The sequence below is a fragment of the Bowmanella sp. JS7-9 genome (assembly GCF_004329715.1).
GTDB classification, from domain to species: Bacteria; Pseudomonadota; Gammaproteobacteria; order Enterobacterales; family Alteromonadaceae; genus Pseudobowmanella; species Pseudobowmanella zhangzhouensis.
The window spans coordinates 334930-354767 of the sequence record NZ_JXSY01000005.1; the positions used below are offsets into that span (position 1 = coordinate 334930).

General features: G+C 50.9%; 22 protein-coding genes. All 22 read right to left on the bottom strand.

Annotated elements, in window-relative coordinates:
• Positions 1-21: 21 nt before the first annotated feature.
• Positions 22-1122, bottom strand: coding sequence for a non-hydrolyzing UDP-N-acetylglucosamine 2-epimerase (wecB, locus tag TK45_RS04115; protein ID WP_217350804.1), 1101 nt, complete (start codon positions 1120-1122; stop codon positions 22-24).
• Positions 1119-1622, bottom strand: a complete 504-nt coding sequence (locus TK45_RS04120; RefSeq protein WP_131257356.1) for a nucleoside-diphosphate sugar epimerase/dehydratase — start codon at positions 1620-1622, stop codon at positions 1119-1121. The genes wecB and TK45_RS04120 overlap by 4 nt, the downstream gene beginning before the upstream one ends.
• Positions 1603-3477, bottom strand: a complete 1875-nt coding sequence (asnB, locus tag TK45_RS04125) for an asparagine synthase (glutamine-hydrolyzing) (RefSeq protein ID WP_131257357.1) — start codon at positions 3475-3477, stop codon at positions 1603-1605. Before asnB ends, TK45_RS04120 begins: the two co-directional genes overlap by 20 nt.
• 3 nt (positions 3478-3480) lie before the next feature.
• Positions 3481-4506 (bottom strand): hypothetical protein, encoded by a 1026-nt coding sequence (locus TK45_RS04130; protein ID WP_131257358.1) that lies wholly within the window; start codon positions 4504-4506, stop codon positions 3481-3483.
• 128 nt (positions 4507-4634) lie between these two features.
• On the bottom strand, positions 4635-4985 hold the full coding sequence (locus tag TK45_RS04135; protein WP_131257359.1) for a hypothetical protein: 351 nt from the start codon (positions 4983-4985) through the stop codon (positions 4635-4637).
• Positions 4986-5025: 40 nt separating this feature from the next.
• The gene (locus tag TK45_RS04140) at positions 5026-5976 is read right to left on the bottom strand and encodes a Stealth CR1 domain-containing protein (RefSeq protein WP_131257360.1); all 951 of its coding nucleotides are present in this window, start codon (positions 5974-5976) and stop codon (positions 5026-5028) included.
• A 6-nt stretch (positions 5977-5982) separates the two neighbouring features.
• Positions 5983-6864 carry a LicD family protein gene (locus TK45_RS04145; RefSeq protein WP_165490687.1) on the bottom strand — a complete coding sequence of 294 codons (882 nt, stop codon included), beginning with the start codon at positions 6862-6864 and terminating at the stop codon, positions 5983-5985.
• A complete protein-coding gene (locus TK45_RS04150) occupies positions 6857-8017 on the bottom strand; it encodes an acyl-CoA reductase (protein ID WP_165490688.1) in 1161 nt (386 codons plus the stop codon). The genes TK45_RS04145 and TK45_RS04150 overlap by 8 nt, the downstream gene beginning before the upstream one ends.
• Positions 8007-9080, bottom strand: a complete 1074-nt coding sequence (locus TK45_RS04155) for an acyl-protein synthetase (RefSeq protein ID WP_131257363.1) — start codon at positions 9078-9080, stop codon at positions 8007-8009. Before TK45_RS04155 ends, TK45_RS04150 begins: the two co-directional genes overlap by 11 nt.
• Positions 9073-10416, bottom strand: a complete 1344-nt coding sequence (locus tag TK45_RS04160; RefSeq protein ID WP_131257364.1) for an AMP-binding protein — start codon at positions 10414-10416, stop codon at positions 9073-9075. The genes TK45_RS04155 and TK45_RS04160 overlap by 8 nt, the downstream gene beginning before the upstream one ends.
• 6 nt (positions 10417-10422) lie before the next feature.
• Positions 10423-10662 carry an acyl carrier protein gene (locus tag TK45_RS04165; protein WP_165490689.1) on the bottom strand — a complete coding sequence of 80 codons (240 nt, stop codon included), beginning with the start codon at positions 10660-10662 and terminating at the stop codon, positions 10423-10425.
• Positions 10663-10693: 31 nt separating this feature from the next.
• Positions 10694-11227, bottom strand: coding sequence for a GNAT family N-acetyltransferase (locus tag TK45_RS04170; protein ID WP_131257365.1), 534 nt, complete (start codon positions 11225-11227; stop codon positions 10694-10696).
• On the bottom strand, positions 11218-12258 hold the full coding sequence (gene pseG, locus TK45_RS04175; RefSeq protein ID WP_131257366.1) for a UDP-2,4-diacetamido-2,4,6-trideoxy-beta-L-altropyranose hydrolase: 1041 nt from the start codon (positions 12256-12258) through the stop codon (positions 11218-11220). The genes TK45_RS04170 and pseG overlap by 10 nt, the downstream gene beginning before the upstream one ends.
• 2 nt (positions 12259-12260) lie before the next feature.
• Entirely contained in the window at positions 12261-13313 is a 1053-nt protein-coding gene (pseI, locus tag TK45_RS04180) for a pseudaminic acid synthase (RefSeq protein ID WP_131257367.1), read from the bottom strand.
• 16 nt (positions 13314-13329) lie between these two features.
• The gene (locus tag TK45_RS04185) at positions 13330-14292 is read right to left on the bottom strand and encodes a hypothetical protein (protein WP_131257368.1); all 963 of its coding nucleotides are present in this window, start codon (positions 14290-14292) and stop codon (positions 13330-13332) included.
• Complete coding sequence (pseF, locus tag TK45_RS04190; RefSeq protein WP_131257369.1) at positions 14285-14986, bottom strand: pseudaminic acid cytidylyltransferase; 702 nt, start codon at positions 14984-14986, stop codon at positions 14285-14287. Before pseF ends, TK45_RS04185 begins: the two co-directional genes overlap by 8 nt.
• Positions 14983-16113: a UDP-4-amino-4,6-dideoxy-N-acetyl-beta-L-altrosamine transaminase gene (pseC, locus tag TK45_RS04195; RefSeq protein ID WP_131257370.1), complete on the bottom strand. Its 1131-nt coding sequence runs from the start codon at positions 16111-16113 to the stop codon at positions 14983-14985. Before pseC ends, pseF begins: the two co-directional genes overlap by 4 nt.
• Positions 16110-17108, bottom strand: coding sequence for a UDP-N-acetylglucosamine 4,6-dehydratase (inverting) (gene pseB / locus TK45_RS04200; protein WP_131257371.1), 999 nt, complete (start codon positions 17106-17108; stop codon positions 16110-16112). The genes pseC and pseB overlap by 4 nt, the downstream gene beginning before the upstream one ends.
• A 100-nt stretch (positions 17109-17208) precedes the next feature.
• The gene (locus TK45_RS04205) at positions 17209-17511 is read right to left on the bottom strand and encodes a hypothetical protein (RefSeq protein WP_131257372.1); all 303 of its coding nucleotides are present in this window, start codon (positions 17509-17511) and stop codon (positions 17209-17211) included.
• Positions 17508-17939: a flagellar export chaperone FliS gene (gene fliS, locus TK45_RS04210; protein WP_131257373.1), complete on the bottom strand. Its 432-nt coding sequence runs from the start codon at positions 17937-17939 to the stop codon at positions 17508-17510. The genes TK45_RS04205 and fliS overlap by 4 nt, the downstream gene beginning before the upstream one ends.
• A gap of 21 nt (positions 17940-17960) precedes the next feature.
• Positions 17961-19421, bottom strand: coding sequence for a flagellar filament capping protein FliD (fliD, locus tag TK45_RS04215; protein ID WP_131257374.1), 1461 nt, complete (start codon positions 19419-19421; stop codon positions 17961-17963).
• A 19-nt stretch (positions 19422-19440) separates the two neighbouring features.
• A complete protein-coding gene (locus TK45_RS04220) occupies positions 19441-19830 on the bottom strand; it encodes a flagellar protein FlaG (RefSeq protein ID WP_131257375.1) in 390 nt (129 codons plus the stop codon).
• Positions 19831-19838 lie beyond the last annotated feature (8 nt).

Sequence of the window (19838 nt, forward strand, 5' to 3'; positions counted from 1 at the left end):
ACCTTTTGGTCAGAGCCGGACTCAATCTGCGGCCAAGTCCTGCTGTAATATAGTTACGAGACGCATCGCGGCATTTCCATCGCCATACAATGCAGGTTGGGTGTGATTGACAGATGAGCTTGTCAAACATGCATGTACACAGCGTACAATGGTGTCAGTGTCGGCACCCGCTAGTTGATTCACTCCCGAATCTACCAGCTCCTGCCATTCGGTTTCATCCCGCAACGTGATGCAGGGTTTTGTAAAAAAGAAGGCTTCTTTTTGTAAGCCACCGCTGTCAGTGAGCACCAGTTGGCTGTGCTGGATCAACCAAACCATCTGTAAATAGCCCTGGGGTGGCATCACATTAACCTTTTCTGCAAAAGACAAGCCCGCTTGCTGAATCGCTTTCATGGTACGTGGATGCAGAGGCAATATAACGGGCATCGTTTCGCTAACCTGATTTAGGGCAGCCACAATTCCGGTCAGGCGCGTCAAGTCATCGGTATTCTCGGCTCGGTGGATGGTGGCCAGAATAAAATTGGAATCGGACACATTATCTGGCCGTTCAGCTCGCTGGGCATAAAAAAGCGCACCATCAAACATCACATCACCTGGCTGGCTAATATGGCAGTCAAACTGTCCAAAACCCTCTCGATTGAGATTTTTTACTGCAATTGATGTGGGACAAAATAACCATCTGCTGATGCGATCGGTTAAAATCCGGTTAACTTCTTCGGGCATTCGCATATTAAAACTACGCAAACCAGCTTCCACATGTGCAACAGGGATATGCAACTTCGCCGCCGTTAAAGCGCCCGCCAGTGTTGAATTAGTATCCCCATAAACCAACACGACGTCTGGTTTCTCCGTGAGCATAACAGGTTCAAGTTGCTGCATCATCTGTCCGGTCATGGCGCCATGACCGCTGCCATCACACGTCAACTGGTATGCTGGTGCCGGGATCTGCATTTCATCAAAAAACACCTGACTCATGTTGATATCATGGTGCTGACCGGTATGCACAATGACCTCGTGCATACTGGCAAATTGCGCAATCGCCCGAGAGACAGTCGCGGCCTTAATAAATTGAGGTCTGGCGCCCACTACCGTCAAAATCCGGATGTCTTTTGTCGTCTTCATTGCTGTTCCGTTAAAATCATCGCACACTGCGAAAAAATCGCGCTGTCTTCCCCTTCGCTTTGCTGCGCAAGTTGCTGCCATAGTTTGGGATCATCGGGCCAATCAAATACCCGTTGATTCAGTTCTAAACTTTTCATCGCCAAATCTGACTTCTTATGATTGCCAGTGGGCAAGAGACTAACAACCCCCGCATTGAGCTGTGGATAGTTGTCGGCAATTTCCGCCATTATTTGAGCCTGATATGCCAATGACGCCACCACCACGACATCGGGGCGTAAAGACAATAACGCACTGAGCGGATAAATTGCCGGTTGCGAACTGATTTGTACGGATTGAATACTGCGGTCAACATATCCCAACAAAACTAGGTGTGCGCAATCAGCCTGCAAAGTGCCCATTACCTGCTGACCTAATTGCCCCGCCCCCCAAACTACCACGCGGGTGTTAGCTGGTAACGGGTGGCAGAGCTGTCGGACTCGCTCAGTCAGTAAGGTTGTCATACCCAGACTCCAAAATAGCCAAATTAATAATTGGCCACAACTGCATTAACTGTTGATGATCCTTGTCCCGAATGCTCTGCAGAATATGGTGTTGAGCCTTGCGACCGTCGAATAGACCTGTCTGGACAAATCGAGTTTGTGACACCACTGACGTCAACCACCCGGCTAACTCATTACATAACCAATGGGGAGGATGAGTAAAACCAGATTTATCGCGCCGCTGTCGAATCGCGACTGGGATTTGGGTAAAATTTTGTCGAAGCAGGGCCTTCGTCTGCCCCCTGTGAATCTTATTTGCCGCATCTGAATTAAATGCCGCCAGCACAAAGCGATAGTCCAAAAATGGCGATCGGATCTCCACAGAATTTGCCATGGACAGCCGGTCATAATTTTTCAGAATATATGGCAACGTATAGTAGTGAAAGTCCTCATAAAGCTTCTGAAACAACAGATCTTCGCGGTTGTAGTCCGCGTTATTTCGTTCTTCCACCGGCCAACTCGTCACCTCGTGCTGACCAAATAATTGTTTTAGCAAAGGCGAAACATGTGTCAGCTTGGTATGTAATTCATCCTGACTTTGCGGCGCTTGCAACAAAGTACTGCGCACAAAGTGGCTATCGCTGCCGGGACGGGAAGATGATATGGCTCCTATCGTATAAGCCAACTCAAGCGGATCCCGTCTCGCACGCAATAGATCGCCGGCATAAACGCTAAGGTGACGATAATACCCAGCTAACAATTCATCACCACCATGTCCTTCAATGGACACTTTAAAGCCTGCGTCCCTCATACCCTGATAAACATGCCACTGACCAACAACCGGCAGGGCATTCACGTCTTCAAGACTTCTGGTACTGGTGACCAGACTATTGGCCATCCTAGAAGGGTCTACGGCCACCCGGTGAGACGGCAGCCGATAATGGTCAGTCACCATTTTTGCCCACTTATATTCATCCTGCGGTGTATCCGGGAATGAACCCACAAAAGCAGTGAGTTTTTTATCGCGCTGAATGTCTGGCAAAGTACATAGCGTGCCAGTCACTGCAGATGAGTCCAACCCACCACTTAGCGCAACCGCAATATTGACGTCCGTGCGAGTCCGCACCTGACAGGCATCCTGAAATAATCCGAGTAATTCTTCCCTGCAGGCGGGTCGAGGTAAGTTTTTTATTTCTGTGTAGGTGTGCCACCAACGATGACGCGAAACGCCCTGCTCTGAAAACCAGGCGTATTCGCCGGGTAACAATTTTTGCACATGTTGGTATAGCGTGTCGGAGGTTGATTCCACCGCCTCAGGGCACAAGGCAAATCGAGCTGCTTGTTGCGGATCTATTACCAATCCGCCGGGGTGCGCAGCAAAGGCTTTTTGTTCAGATGCGACGGCAATTCCATGTTTATCCAAACGAAAATACAGGGGCTTAACGCCAAATCTATCCCGACTCATAAATAACCGGCGGGTGTGATTGTCCCAGATGACAAATGCCCACATGCCATTGAAGCGCTGTAAACAATCTTCCTGCCACATCTCAAATGCATGTAACAATACTTCAGTATCCGAGCCAGTTCTGAAGATTACGCCGTTTGCTTCAAGCTCAGTACGCAGTTCCACGTAATTGTAAATTTCACCATTGAAGACCAGCACATAGCGCTTGTCTTGGCTGACAAACGGTTGATTGGCATGCTCCGAGGTATCCACAATCGACAAACGGCAGTGCCCCAACCCTGCCCGACCATCGGCCAAAAGCATTTCGGTTTGATTATCGGGGCCACGATGAATTAACGCCCGATTGAAGGTCTGTAACACCGAAGGAGGTATTGGATGACTGTAATCAACCAGTGCACTGATACCACACATACCTCAGTCCACCTCGCCACAAAGCTCTGGTAGCACGTTATGCACGTTACTGGCCACCGACCACTGGCCGCGATGCCGTGTCACTGCCCGGCGATACTGCATAAAATCCTCTGCGCGTAGCGTTCTGATTTTATCCGCCATTTGTGTCAAAGATTCATTCAGGAAGGCCACACCCAGTCCATAGGTTTCGGTGTAATGTGCCATATCCTCAGAAAAACTGGTGATAACAGGTAAACCAGCGTAGAGAAACTCAAAATACTTATTCGGCAGGCAATAGCGGTTCTGACTGTCATTTTCTTCCATGATATACAAACCTGCATCGTATTCGGCACATACTCTGGTGATGTAATCAGGATGTACCGGCTCTAACAAGTTTACATTTGACTGACCCGCAATCAGCGCCTTTAGTTGCTCCGCATACTGATTACCGGGTTTAGCCACTAACATCATATCCAGTTGAAAGTCGTCTCCCAGCAACGCTAGTAGTTCGATCATGCGTTCCAGCCCCCGATTCTGAAATGCATTCCCGTGGTGAATAAACCGAAACGGACGCGTTATCACGTAATCCGTTTTATCCGGCACCATAAGCTCCTCACGTGGAAAACTCGGAAACAACGCCACCTCCTTGCCAATCAGCGTGCGGTATTTAGCCTGAATGGAAGGTGACACCGTCATCGCCCGATAACAACGAGGCATATGCTTTTTGCACATATACTCCGCCAGTCGCCCAACGGTATTTGCCCAGTTGGGTTGCTCAGCAAACTCGGTCGGGTAATATTCTCTGGCATCAAAAATTACCCGAGTTTTGCTGAAGTGACTGAATCGCGGTAATAAAAATAAATCATGGACAAAAACATAATCAAATTGCCCATCCTGAATGTCAGGTATTCGGAACTTCGCAACCTGAATCGCTTCGGCTAACCACAATAGATTGAATCGGCTGGCAAATTTCGCTAACCAACGCTTAAACGGCGATTGAATCGCTTTAGTGAGGTAACCAAATCTGGCCTCATCTGGTTGTTCATCCATTGCCGTTGGACAAAGGTACTTACAAGTATGTGTCTGACTTAAATACAGAAATAGCCTGCGTGGTCGCGGACAATTGAGAATCGGTGTCTTAAACACAAATAAGATGGATTGGTGCATTAGCTTACCGTTCATTTGTGCAAACAAATCAGGTTACCCTGATAACCTAACTGACGACAATTTTTGCTGATCTCCTCTGCGTAGGCCTCACTGGCGACAATCAGTCTTTCAGGTTGATGCACCGCGAGTTGCTGGGGAGCATAGACCGCTATTTGCATCAGGCTATGAGTTCCTTCTTTTATCTGTCCGTCATACCAGTAATCAGGTTTAATTCCGCGCTGTTGCAACAACGCTACCACAGCTTGACCAAGTTCTCCCGCACCGTAAATGCCCAGCGTTTTTGAGGGGATATCGTCGACCTGTTCAGCAAGTATCCTGTCTGCAGGCATGAAAAAATACTTAACCCGCTTAAACCAACTCACCCAATTCCCCTTGTATTAAACCTCATAGCATCCCCCCTTGTTAATCGCAGAGTTCACTGCAAAGTGGTCGGCCACTAAACTGACTAATTTTGTCTTCAACCCAAGAAAACCGGCCGGTAAGGCTCGCAAATTCATTAATGCATAACATTTTGCGCTGACCCGTGTGCAACAACTCCAACAAAAAAGCGACTTTTTCCTGACTCCCTTCGCGGCATAACTGGAAACTAAAATGCACCATAGGTGTGGTATCACGCAACTCACATAAGTCGTGTTTCAGGCAGTAATGGTTGTACAGGGATTCCACCAGCATTTGTGATTCGTGGCGGAATCGGTATCTGAGGTTATTGAGAAATTGCTCAGGGAATTGCTGCTCCAATAGCGCCATTTGTGACTTGCTAAAGGGTAAAAAGCCATGGCTCGGTTCGATAAAATGGCTGCGGTCAAAGCCCATCAGACTGGCACCACTAAGAATCCCCTGCCGCCAAAGGGTCAACGGCCAACTTTCATCACGCCAGTCGGCGTAAATCACAGGCTTGTCGCCGACAAAGAAAAACGACTCTTCCACGTCACCGGCCAGCATCACATCATCATTGCCAATCAGATAGCGCTCAGCCAAGCCGGGGATATGATGCACCCGCGCTGCCAGCGCCCGGGAATTAAAGGTCGGCAGATATTGCTCAACGCCCGTGAATAAGGTGCGGTGATCGACCAGCTCAATGCCGTCCAGCGCTAACTTGTGCGGATCTAAAAAGCCCGGGACCTGCTGGTCAGTAACCAGCCAGATGGTGCGGCACCAGGGTGCATGCTGACGAATCGAGCGCAAACAATATTTCAGCTCATCATGCTGAACAAAGCGTTTATCGTCGGTGGATTGCTCACTATTTTGCGCAGACTCCAGCTCAAAGTCAGCCAGATAATGCTGACGCTTTTGTCGGTGAACAGGATCATTACCGTCCACCCAGAAAATCACCACATCAATTGGCGTGCTCATTTCGCGTTACCCCAACAATGTTGCATTGGCCAAATCCGCCAGTGCCCAGTCTTGTTTAGGGGTTTGCCAATCGCCGTAATGGCCGCTCAGATAACCCTCCACGTCATGTGGGAACATCAGTGTGTGACCTTGATATTCGACTAACTGTGGCTGGCTGAAATGCCGCGACGGCATGCGGATCATGCGGGATGAAAGACAATAATCCATCACCTCGCCGTTAATGTATTTCACAAACAGATCCAGTAATGGCCACTTGTCGGGTGCAGAAACACACGCGAGTTTCAGCGCCCGCACGGCAGCCGCCGGCACTGCACCCTGCGCGGTATTATTTTGATATCCGGTGAGTTGCCACTGCTCGCCGGTATTAGCCTGCAGGTAATCAAGAAAAATGGTTTGCAGTGCCAGTAATGCCGCCACATCATCGCCATGCAGCGCAATATCCAGATCATCATCCCAGGGGATCAGTACGCCATCACGATACAGGCCTAACAGGGTGCCGGCATCCACATAGTGACGTAACTGGTGTGCCTGCAGAAAACCACTCACCCAGCCAAGCAAGCGAATACCATTGGCCGCAAAAAGCGCATCATCGCCAAAATGTCGGGGTTTAATATAACGGGCTGGTAAACTGATAATGTGCTGCGGCAGTGCTAAAGCCTGACACTGACTGGCAATAGACTCGGCATATTCACTGGCGATAAGTACCACCGTGGCCTCACTGCCAGCAATATCTTGTGGTGCCAGCACGGGTAAATTGCACAACATACTGCCCTGCTTGTCTTTGGCATTATCGGCAAAGCCAATTACCTGGTACTCATTATTGGTGTGCTTGAGCGCGGCTTTTCCGGCTTCGCCGGCACCAAAAATCACTGCCAGAGGCTTAGACATAGCGCACCTGTCGGCATAACTGACTGAGTAAATCGTAACCATCCCACAGCGGCGCGAAATCCAGCGCTTGCCCGATGGGCACCAGCCGGTCCACACCGCGTACTGCCGGGTCACGCAACAGATCCAGCAGCCTATCACGCTCACAGCCCATATAACTTAGCGTCTGAATTTTCTCATCAAGATGCCGGGTAATATCCTGCAACTGCGTCAGCGGTAACAGGTAAAACACCCCGTCGCCACAAAACCAGTCCAACGCCTGTTCGTCGACCGCCAGGATGCTCGATACCGCGATTCGGCCACGATACAGCGCCTGCCCTTTGCCCGTGGCGGCCAGCAATTGCTGATTGACCAGTTGATTATTGGCGCGGGTCAGGCCGTCATCCTGCTGCGCCGCAAGGGCGGCTAGTTTGTCCCACAGGGCAGGCTGATGCTGCTCATCGCCGAGCCAAAACAACACGCGGGGTGATGAGCAGGCCATCTGGCCGTGAGGTTGACTGTCACGCCATAGCGCCTGTGCCAACTGATCCAGTTGTGAAGCCTGTAACCCATTGGCGTCGATCAGCGCGGCGGACCAGCGATCGGCGAAACTAATATCCCGGCAGCGCGCTTTGGCAGGCAGCGCGCGGATAGCCATCACCGAGGCATCACCGCCCCATAACACACGTGCATCGGCCAGCAAGCTCAGCCTGGCGCTGACATCAGACTCGCGGGCATAGCTGACAAACACATTACGCGAGGCCAGCTCTGCGAATTGTGGCTGCACCAGCAAACCATTGATCGCGGCAATTAACTGTTGCTTAACCGGATTATCGCTGTTGGAAACCCGCACAATATTGTGATTGCCCATCAACAGCGCGCAGATCCAGCTATACACAAACATACTGTCGACATTATTCGGCGTAATATGCAGTACGGTACCTAATGGCTTACAGAGCCCGCCCGGCATCTCAAACCATTGCTTGATACTGGCGTCCCGTAACCAAAAGCCCAGCGCGACTAACTCAGGGTACTGACGATATTGCGCATCACGCATCAGGTGCTGACTCAATTCAGCACAAAATGCCAGCGCCACAGCGTTCCCACACGCCAGAGGCGCCTGATGCGGCAACGCGCTTAATTGCCCCTGATAAGGTGATAGAAACTCAACTTGCATCACTGCAACCCCGCACCTCGGTTTTGGGCAATCGACCCTGCACACTGAAATAGCGCCCATGCCAGCCACACGGACAATCGTCTTCGCCCAATAAGGTGCCCATATCTTCGGTAAGCAGGCTAAAGCCCGGGTAACTGGTCGGGATCACCGACAGCACCTGTAGCAAGCCGGTTTCGCCCACCGCACAGGGAGCCAGTGTGAAGGGATTGCGCACTATGATTTCCGCGCACATCGGGGTGTGTAAGTGCCTATGGGAACACTGCACAAACACAGAGCCAACCTGCTCTGCCATGCCGTAGAAATTGGTGACCTGAGTGGTGCCCAACCACTCGGTTGCCCCAGCCTGAAACACCGCGTCGCTTACCTGCTGGTCGATCAGTTTTTTCCATCCACCGCTATGCAGCAAAATTGCATTCTCGAAAGGTAAGCGTCGATTTGCTTGTTTCAGCGCCTCAATCACATGGGCCCATACCATAAAGGTAAAACCAAACATCAGTACCGCTTGCCCTGCATATTTCTCGGCAAAAGCATCGATAGCAGGCCAGTCCGGCTGCATATTCTCATCCAGCGCATAGGTATGGTCGCGACCGAACATCGCCAGCCCCTGAATGCCGGCACCGCGCGCACTGAATAGTGCGCGGTCTTTCAGCACCGCCTTGCTATCCAAAATCAGCATGGGCAGGCGCGCGTTGCCTAAGCTGGCCTGCAGAATTTTTACCAGCGCTTTGGACTGGCGTGCGGCGGTGAACTTATCCAGTACCACGGTCGCTGGGGTGGTTGCGGTGGTACCCGAGCTTTGCAGGGTCTTAAAGACCTCTCCGGCCGCAATGCTTTGCAAGCGCAGGTGTTTAAACAGCCGCACAGCCACATAGGGCAGCGCTTCCAGAGAATCAGCGGCGCTGACATCGCCTGTCAGACGCGCGTAATCCCCACAGGCTTGGAGATGATGCTGATGTAACTGGTTAAATATCGGCAATAGGCGGGCACGTTTATCCCCCTGTGCCTCGCCATAGGGCAACACGGTTTGAATCAGTTCATCTATTTGCGCATGAAGGTCAGTCATTAAAGCTCCGCGCAATCGCCGGATAATCAGGCTTACCATTGCTACTTAGCGGCAGTTCGGCAAACTGACGCACCTGAATATGCCGTGGATGCAGGCCTAAAAAGTGTTGCAAGCGGGTTTGTATCTGGATTGCATCTCCTGATAGCACCGCGACCTGCAAATACTCATCATTACCAGTGGCACAGGCCTGAATGCCGGCGCTGGCTAAATAGTCTTCCACATCCTGTAAATTGATGCGCTGGCCAAAGGGTTTAATAAAACGTTTTTTACGCCCGACGATGTAATAATCGCCATCCTCATCACGCCGCGCCATATCACCGGTTGCCAGCCATTCTGGTGGGGAAAATCGGGCTAAATCCGTTATACAACTGGCATAGCCAAGTGCCACATTAGGGCCACGGTAATACAGCTCGCCCTGTTGGTCACAGGCGTTGATGGGCTGACCTGCATCGTCGCGTAACTGAAACTCGCCATTGGCAATCGCCCGGCCAATACTGGTCGGTTTTGCCATTGGCGTGCGGTTCACCGCCATGCGTGCGGTGGCTTCAGTTTGACCATACATCACAATAAATTCCTGACCATGCTCATCGGCATATTCTGCCAGCTGTGTTACTTGCTCTGCGGCTAACTTGCCTCCCGCCTGGGTATAATAGCTCAATGATGGCCAGTCTTTCCGTAAAAAACCCAGTTTAATCAGCATGTTATATGTGTATGGCACGCCAGCAAAGCTGGTAATGTTGTCGTGTTCCAACAGTTGCCAGAACTCGCGACTCATCACACTGGCGTTAAATAAACGCAGCGTCGCGCCATGGGCTAAATGGCTGTTAATCACCGACAGTCCATACACATAGTGGGGTGCTAAGGTGGTCAGGGCGATATCATCGGCCTGCATCGGCAATGACCCGGCGATCGCCACTGCATTGCTATGCAGGTTTTGACCACTCAGTGCCACCTGTTTGGCACTGCCGGTGGAGCCGGACGTAGACATCAACACCATCAACTCCGGCGCCAACTCATGGTATTGGTCACTTACCTGTTGTACGTGCCCGGCGCGATAAACAAGATTGGGCTGATAGGTCTGTTGTAAGGCACTGAGTTTGTCATCGTCCAGTTCAGGCGCCAACAGCATGGCCACATGCCCGCCCTGTAACAGAGCCAGATAGAAACTAATATCCGCCACACTATTTTGCATTTGCACAAATACCAGTTGGCGCTGGGTAGGTAAACCCGTTAACCAATGATTCACCCTATCCTGCAATTGCGCATAGGTCAGCGTCTCATCATCACTGATAAGTGCCACACGCTGAGCAAAGTTGGTTAACTGGTTAAAAAACATCGCAAATTAAAACGGTACGCCGTGTTTGGCCAGAATCTCTTTGGCTTTGGCTACCGAACTCATATCGATGATGTCATCGGTATCCAGCATCACATCAAAGCGGCTTTCCAGCTCGCTGATTAAAATCATATGCGCGGTCGAGTCCCATTGCGGAATCGTGTTATAGGCCAGATCATCATTGACCGTACTGGCGTCGATTCCCAGTCCCTGACTAAACGCCTCGACCAGTGTTTGTTGATTACTCATCGTCTTTCTTCCAAGTCACCTTGTCCGCCAACTAGCGAGACAATAAATTTTTCAGCATACCGGTTGCCTGCTGATAATCGCTGGCGGTGAGGGTTAACTCACACAATTCGGCATCTTTTTGTAGTTTGTAGCCCAGTTTTTCGTTGTATTTCAGCGCGGCCTGATTGCTACGTTTCACCACCGCGCGCAGTTGCTTAGCGCCCAGCACCTCAAAACAATAATCGTTCAGCAATAAGGTGGGGGCAAACGCAATCAGATTACCGCGAAAGCGCGCCTCGCCGATATACAGCCCGGGTTCAATGCTGCTGGCGTCTGCCAAATCACGGGCATACAAGGCTTTTATATTTGCGCTGCCAATCGGCTCGCCTTTGTATTCGATCATCCAGTGTTGTTGACTAGGGTCGCGCTGGATTTTCATAAACCAGGCTTGCTGCTGCTCGGCGGTGATTTCATCTTGAGAAATCATCTGACGGGCAATGTCCGGATCGTTACGCCAGTCGCGCAATTGCTCCAGATCACTCTGGCTGATGTCCCGCAACACGACGTTATAACCGCTTAGCTGCATCGCTGTTGCTCCATTTGCTCAAACAGACACTGTACTACGCGCTGCGCACCCTGACGGTCAGCCAGCGCGGCGGCGTGTTGATGCATCACCTCTAACTGTTTGTCATCCTGCCATAACGCCAGCACCCTGGCGGCGAGTTCAGCGGGATTGGCGCCAGCGACAACATCCTGACTAATGCACCAGCCCTGCTGACTAGCCGCGGCAGTAGCCGCTCTTTGGTTATCGGCCACCACCAGTAAAATTGCAGGGGTGGCACAGGCTAGTAGTTCAAATTGCGTGCCGCCCGCCGCCGTTACAGCCAGACGACTATGGATCATCATGTCAGCCATCTGCTGACAATCATGGATATGTTGGATGGTCAGTTGCGTCTGGCTCAGCCAGTCCTGCAACGCAGCAAGATGCCCGTAAGCGGCGCCGGTGATGACCCGAATCGGCATATCTGCGCCCTGAGTTTCTAACGCTTGTAACAGGGGTAAGGTAAGATTCAGCACATCACTGCCGCCAAGCATCAGGGTCAACGTATGACGCCTGACAAAGGGTATCTCTGGCAACACTTCGAATTCCCGGCGTAGCACGCGGTAAGCGCGGCCCAGGCACAGGCGAGCCTGGCTTGCATAGGTGTGGTAATAACCGGAGTCGGCCCCATCACTGCCGTTGATAATCACATCGGCGTGCAACGCCATATCCAAATTGGCATCATCAAAGATCGCAACCAGCGGGGCAATGCGTTGTAAATCCGCACGGTAATGCTCAGAAAAGCCATATCCGTCCAACACGACGGCACTAAGCTGTGGCCATTCCGGCAAATGTTGCAGGTAGTCCAGTTCCTGTTGTTCGTCTAACTCATCCGGCAACACAATGATCCGTCCGACCCAGTCGTGACGGCCCAGCGCCAGCGATTTCGCCTCAGCTTTGAGGGCGAATACCACCTCACAGTGATTGGCATCCAGCGTTTGCGCTAATGCCAGACAACGCATCAGATGGCCCAATCCGGTCGCTGCACTGGCGTGAGTCCTGAACAACACCGCCATAATTAGTCAATCAGCTCCCAACTGAGCGGCGTACCCTTTTTCAACGCAGTTTTGGCCTGTTTTCCCTGTACCACGTCCCAGTGTTTTGGCGCCAATCCAAAGGCGGGACGGACAATTTTCAGATTGCTCGCGTCAAACGCCTCACCGGCCTGCATATCGCGGCTGACATAAATACTGCGGCGATATTGCTTGGCCTTTTCTTCTGCTGCGCTGCCGCCATATACCACCTGGCCCATGGCCTGCCAGGCACGTTTAGTTTCAACCACCAGCGCCTTTAACTCGGCGGGCTCCAGTGAAAATGCCGCATCCACCCCGCCGGCGCTGCGATCCAATACAAAGTGTTTTTCGATCACCGGGGCGCCCAGCGCCACTGCCGCCACCGATGCCCCTACCCCGGCGGTATGATCAGACAAGCCCACCATACAGCCAAACGCATCGCGCATATGGGGGATGGTGTGTAAATTGGTATTCGACGGCTCAGCAGGATAAGTGCTGGTGCACTTAAGCAAAATAATCTGCTCGCATCCGGCTTGCTTAGCGGTGCTGACGGCCTGCTCAATTTCACTCAGGCTTGCCATACCGGTCGACATAATCAACGGTTTGCCTTTACTGGCCGCTTTGCGGATCAGCGGTAAATCCGTCAGTTCAAACGAGGCGATTTTAAAGCAAGGCACATTCAGCCCATCGAGAAAATCCACCGCCGCCTCATCAAATGGCGAACTAAACGCATCCAACCCCAAGGTATTTGCCAATGCAAACAACTCCTGATGCCATTCGTAAGGTGTAGAGGCCTTTTGATACAGCTTGTGCAGAGACTCACCGTGCCACAGGCTGTCGGTTTCTTCGATCACAAAGCCTTTACTCTGTACATCCAGCGTCATGCTGTCAGCGGTATAGGTTTGCAGCTTGATGGCGTGAGCACCGGCTGCGGCCGCCGCCTCAACCATACGTTTGGCCAGATTCAAATCCTGATCATGGTTGCCGCTCAATTCGGCAATAATATAGGGCTCGTGCTCTTTGCCAATCCAGCGCTTACCCAGCTTAATGGCCTGCATCACACAACTCCTTTGGTTACTCGCTCTGGGCGAGCAAGGTAAGAATATCTTCCGCCAACTCTGCTGCCTCAATAGGCGACTCGCTCATATCAGTGGCGTAATCCGGCATTAATGAACGGGGATCGACCTGGCCACTGATGACCAACGTGGTACAACCCACTAAATTCGCTAACCATTGCCCGGCAGTCGGCGCAGCGACCAGCAGATTACTCGCTTTCAGCTTAGCCAAAGTCGCTTCCACACCATCGCGCTGCCAGTCCACGTTCCACACTTCAACGCCGGTTTGTTGCAACAACAGCGTCAGTTGCTGACCATAAGGGTAATGCAACACGTGCCCGGGTTGTTCGGTACTCAGTGCCACCACAGTTTTACCGCATTGGCTAAGCTGCGCATCGGCCGCAATTTGCAACGACTGCTGCATATCAATCGGTTCAAAACCACAACAGGCGCGCAGATAAAACTCAGGAAAGCCGCCGTCCGGTACCAGCATGCCTTCCCACCAACGGGTAAACCAGCGCGGCATACCAGTAAAGGTCGAGAGCAAGTATTCACTGGCATTATTGACGTATTCTGCGGTCAGGGTCTGGCGGCTGAAGCCATCTAACAGTTCCTGTACCGACATACTCAAATAGTTGCCGGCAACCGGTTCACCAGCATCTTTTAAAAAGCGTGCGAGAAAGCAGGGTAAAAACGCAGTATCCAGCTGAATAATCTGCTTATAACCCTCTCCGACGATATGCTCAGCCAGACCAAGAAACGCCTCCAGAGCAGGGAAGAAATCGTCGGGCCACTGGCCATTTTCCAGCCCCCATACTGTGCAGTTTGGCTCAGCCAACTCAAACAGGCGTTTGCCCTCGGCGAAACTTAAAACCTGCACTTCTGCATCGGGAAACTGTTGTTTGACATAGCGCAGCGCCGGGATGCCGATACTGGCCACCTCTGCTACACCTAACATATTGATAATCAGTATTTTATTCATTGTGATTACTTAACTGATAAGCCTTGTACATTAATTCTGCGCGCAGCCAGTCTTCTTCGGTATCAATGTCCTGAACTAAGTGACGCGGTAATTTAACCGGAACCGAATGGGCGGCAAACATATGCTTGCTGGACAGATAATCGCTAACCCTCCCCCAGTAAAACTGACCAGCATCGTGCCAGCCTTCAACCAGATCCTGCGAGCGCTGATTAATAAATTCAGGATACATGGGGGCCACTCCGCCGTCCTTTTCCATCAATGCACGCTGTACCGGAAAGGCAAAACTGGTGACCGAAAACGCGAACGCCTTGCTGCTATCCGCCTCTAGCGCTGCCAGCCCCTGTTGCAGGAATTCTGCCTGCAGAAAAGGTGCTGTGGCGTAAATACAACAGGCATACTCCACCTGGCCATAAGTCTGCAGGGCATATTCGATGGCGTGATTGGTAACCGGACGGGTGCCGGTAAAATCGTCCGACAAGCTTGCAGGGCGCATAAACGGCACCTCTGCACCATATTGCTGTGCCACCTCCGCAACTGCCTCACTATCGGTGGAGATCAGAATCTTATCGAACAATCCGCTTTGCTGCGCGGCCTCAATGGAATAACTGATCAACGGCTTGCCCGCGAACAACCGGATATTCTTGCCCGGGATACGTTTACTGCCCCCACGTGCCGGAATTATCGCGATATTCATGCCAGCACCCGCTGCAAGGTTTCAACCACCTTATCCTGCTCGGCTTCGGTTAAATCAGCATACAGCGGCAACGTTATGGCCCCCGCGTAGAAATGCTCCGCACGAGGAAAGTCCCCGGCTTGAAAACCCAGCTGGCGGTAAAAAGGCTGCAGATGGATGGGGATATAGTGCACGTTCACACCAATCCCTGCCTGACGAAGGGCATCGAACGCGGCTTTGCGCTTATCCGCCTCCACTTCAATCACATAAATATGCCAGGCGCTTTGCTCATCAGGTTGTGGCAAGGTCAATGGCAGATGATTCAGCTTTTGATGATAACGGGCGGCCAGCTGACGACGACGCTGAATAAAATTATCCAGTTTGCTTAGCTGGGAAATACCCAGCGCCGCATGCAAATCACTGAGACGATAGTTATAACCCAGCACAATCTGCTGATAATACCAATCGCCCTCAGACTCTCCGTGCATCAACTGCTGATCGCGGGTAATGCCATGTTTGCTGGCCAGTTGACAGCGCATGTACAACTGCGCGTCATTAGTCAGTACCGCGCCCCCTTCGGCGCTGGTGATCGACTTAACCGGGTGGAAACTCAACACCGTCATATCACTGAACTGACTGCAGCCAATTTTACCTTGCTGGTAATCACCGCCCAGACCATGGCTGGCATCTTCAATCACAGCCACGTCGTAGCGCTCGCACAGGGTTTTGATGGCCTGCATATCACAACTGCTACCGGCAAAATGCACCGCCACCAATACTTTTGGACGTCGCTCTGCGGTGGCTAATTTACTGGCTAGTTGCTCGACACAGATATTGCGGGTGACAGGGTCGATATCAACAAAATCCACCTGGGCACCGCAATACAAGGCACAATTTGACGATGCCACAAAAGAAATCGGCGAGGTCCATAGCCAGTCACCCTGGCCTAATCCCAGCGCCATACAGGCAATATGTAGCGCCGACGTACCACTGTTAACCGCCGTGGCGAAACCCGCACCACAATAATTGGCCAGCGCGGATTCGAAAGCAGGGACTTGTTGCCCCTGCGTTAAAAATTGGTTTTTTAAGACATCGACCACCGCATCTATATCGGCCTGATCAACGCTGTGTTTTCCGTATGGGATCATAGTTCCTGGGCATCCAGTTCCTTGAGTTCATCCACCGTTAAAAAGTGCGGGTTAGTGCCGGAGTGGTATTCAAACCCTTCGGCGACTTGCTTACCCTCTTCGCCCATCTTGTTTTTGTCGTAGCGCATGTTCTTTTCAAAAAATACGATGGCAGGTGCAATAACAAAATGGTCTTCAAATTCAAAAGAATGATGCGCGGTTTCTTCTGGCACCATAATCTCGTGAATTTTCTCACCCGGGCGAATGCCCACCACATCATAATCGCGCGTGCCACTCATGGCCTCGACCAGATCGGTTATTCGGATAGAAGGAATTTTTGGCACGAAAATCTCGCCGCCCTGCATACGCTGGAAGTTTTTCAAAACGAACTCCACGCCCTGATCCAGGGTGATCCAAAAGCGGGTCATGCCCTCATGGGTAACCGGCAAGCGGCTCTTGCCCTGTGCCAACAATTCACGAAAAAATGGTACGACCGAGCCCCTCGATCCCACCACATTGCCGTAGCGCACTACTGCAAAGCGGGTACCGTCGGCACCGGAAATATTATTCGCCGCCACAAAGATTTTGTCTGAGGCCAATTTAGTCGCACCGTAAAGGTTAACCGGGTTGGCCGCCTTATCAGTAGACAGGGCAATGACTTTGTCCACGCCTTCTTCGATACAAGCTTCGATAACATTTTGCGCGCCCATGATATTCGTCTTAATACATTCCATGGGGTTGTATTCAGCTGCAGGCACCTGCTTCAGCGCAGCTGCGTGAATGACTAAATCGACACCACGCATCGCGGTTTTCAAGCGGTGCTTATCACGCACATCACCAATAAAGTAACGCATACAGGGATGATGAAACAGCTTTTGCATGTCGAATTGCTTAAGCTCATCACGAGAGTAAACAATGACCTTTTTCGGTTTATATTGCTTCAACAAATTAGCGATAAAGCGATGACCGAAGGAGCCGGTACCACCGGTGATTAGAATAGTTTTATTATCAAACATGCACTGAACGTCCTTTAGTGACGGCAATCTGACAGCCTGCGCAGAGACTGCAAATAATGTTCCAATAATAGTTGGAAGCGTTCAGAAATACATGAAAAATCTAGGATTTTTTATATTTTTTTATCGCTTTGCGGGCTTTCATAAAGTTACCGAGCTGGGACTCAATCTGGCCAAATTCACCTTTGACCACAGCTAAGATATGTTGGTTATAGTCCAGCTGTTGCTGACTAAACACACGCAGCGCATCGCCTTGCAATTGTGCAAGTTGAAGGTTAATCGCACTATCGCGTTCGGCTAGCAAAAGATTGAGCTGCTCAGTATCGAAATCGGGAGAGGCCAGCAGTTCGTCAATCTGCTGGCAAAGTTGCTTAATATGTTCTGGCGTTATATTGGTTTGGTTCACACCGCAGCCTGGCGCTTCTGACGCTGGGCTTCGTACGCTTCCTGTTTGGCATCTTCAGGAATGTCCGCCCACGCGTTCTTAATCGGAAGCATCAGATTAATCACTTCATCCATGATCAACAAGCTATTCTGCACACTGGCATCGGTTAAGCGCTCAATCATAAAGTTGTACAGAGCGGCCAGATTCTCGGACAATTGACCACCGACTTCCATATCCAGCGAGTCACGCAGGCTAACAATAATCGCGGTGGCGCGTGCCAGATTCTGTGCTTTGCCGGCAAAGTCCTTACGCTCAATGCAGCCTTTAGCATAGGCCATACGCTCAAGGGCGCCCTGCATCAACAACAAGGTGATCTTGTGCGGGTCCGCCGTCGCGATTTCCTGTTTTAAATTACCCTTTTTGTAAGCGTTGATGCCTTTCAAAGCCATGTTTTATACCTCAATTAATCACTACAGTGCTGACAACGATGCCATCAGGGCATTACCCGTTTGATTGAGCTGAGCAACGGTTTTATCCAGATTGATATAGCGTTTACGCAGATAGTCTTCATAGCTTAGCATCTGTAACTCAAGACGCTCGCGCTGATCTGCCAGTGAGTCTTTTTCCTGTTTTACCGACTGTTCACGACCGGGCAGCAAACCGCCAAACGAGGTGTATTCCTTGACGTAAGAATACAACTGGTCGGCAATGCCCTGATCCGGATCGGCAAATAGCTTGGCGATCTCATCGAAATTATCGTCCAGCGCATCATTCAGGCGATCTACCCCAGAGTCCAATCCGAATTCGGCAGTCTCGGTTATTTCCAGCTCGCCGTCCTCATTCAGGCTCAGACCCAACTGATAAAGTGACCCCAGTGCAGAACTGTCGACCGCAGACGAGAGAATTTTACTCATGCCAGCCTGAATACTGCGCACCATAAAATCACCGGCCAGCTCACCGTCTTTCTCAAGCTCGGATTCACCGTATCGGGTCAGGGTGCCAATTTCTTTAGTCAGCGCATTGTAATTATCCATAAAATCACGGATTTTTTTCTCAATCGCTTCTTTATCAAAGCCTACTTCTAACGTAGAGGTCTGAAAATCACCCAATGCGTCTTTGCTTGATAGTTCCTTGGCTTCGAATGTGACGTTACCGATGGTGTTTTCGAACTCATTGGTAGAGGACTCAACTTTGATACCATCGATCTCCGCCGTAGCATTTTGTGCGCTTTTCACCGGGGTCAGGTAATTGGTAGTCTCCGTGCTATCAACGGTACTGACCCGCTGTAATTCGGCCAAATCGTTGTCATTGACGATCTGCAGGTCATTACCTGTACCTGTCACGGTAGAGCTGAACACCAATTTGGCTCCGCCGTCGGCTGTACCGGTATCAATAATACTGGCGTTCACACCAAAATTTCCGCTGGCATTGTTGACGGCATTTCGCAGTTGTTCCAAGGTCATATTGGTAGTTACGTTGACTTGGAAGCTATCGCCGGTTGCGCCAATTTTAAACGTCAGCGAGCCACTGCCGGAGGTCAGGACTTTATCTGATTTGCTGCTAAATCCGCCATCGACGGCATCAGCGGTTTCTACCCGACTACCACTGGCCAGGCCGGTAATTGCAACTTTATATGTGCCGGGCGTAGCACTATTGGCAGATTCTGCGGAAAAAGGCTCTACCGAATCACTGGGGTGATCCAGGATGGTAGAGCGTTTCTTGAGCTTATATTCGTCACGAAGTTCATCCACCGAATCCTTGAATTCGCTCAACTTTGATTTGAGCTTACCAAGACCAGACAGCGTTGCGTCTATCTGTTCTTCGCGTTTATCCAAACGATCCTGTTTGGGTTTTCGCTCCGCTTCCAACAACTGTGAGACCAGATCATCTAATGCCAGACCTGAACCTACACCGAGTGATTGAATACCCATGGTGAACCTCGATTAACCGTTAAACTTCTTTACTAAACAACACCCCCACTGATGCACCAATATCGGATTGCATATCGTGGATCCGTCGCGCCATTTTGAGTACTTCATCAGAAGGAACCTGACGAATCAACTCCCCAGTTTCCGTATCCGTCACTTTTACTACGGCACGATTGCTACTTTCGTCAATTGAAAAATTCAACTGACGCCCCTGGGAAACAACGAAATCGTTGATCTCAGCAACAGCCTCGGTGATGTTTCTCTCCTGAGGTTTATCGGCATTTTGCGGTTTTTCTTTATTATTCTCATTTTGGGTAACAACCTCGTTCGTTTCCTTGTCAGCAAAGCCCGCCCGCTCGGGCGCCCGACCAGCGGTCAACGGTTGTTCCACACGTGAAAAATTAACGTCCATCTTTCACC